At 40.0% G+C, this 365-nt stretch carries 1 protein-coding gene; it reads left to right on the top strand.

What is annotated here, in order from left to right:
- Positions 1-205: 205 nt before the first annotated feature.
- Positions 206-365, top strand: a 160-nt coding sequence (locus EYW48_RS21575; protein WP_277433090.1) for a sugar phosphate nucleotidyltransferase, incomplete at its 3' end; no start/stop codon positions are given.

Raw genomic sequence — 365 nt, 5'->3', positions numbered from 1 at the left:
GACTGATACTCTACGATTACATGGTCAAATGTATGAAAGAACTGGCAAAGCCAGAGCCTGATATCAACTCACTGCTTCCTTGGAACTTCTCACACTAAAACGCCCCGTGGGATTATGGGGCGCATACTATAGTAACTTGCATATAATCAATACATTGCTCCGATTATAACTACAAGTATATATAAATCGCCCAATGGAGGTCTCTATGCCCCAGAATTATGATAGACATATCAGTAATTTGACCAAAGACACTTACGCTTTGATATTGGCAGGTGGTCGAGGTAGTCGTTTATTTGAACTCACCGATTTTCGAGCAAAACCTGCTGTATATTTTGGTGGTAAGTTTCGTATTATCGATTTTCCAC

Source organism: Vibrio sp. 1180_3, from assembly GCF_029478545.1.
GTDB classification, from domain to species: Bacteria; Pseudomonadota; Gammaproteobacteria; order Enterobacterales; family Vibrionaceae; genus Vibrio; species Vibrio aestuarianus.
This window is presented reverse-complemented; position numbering and strand designations above follow the sequence as displayed.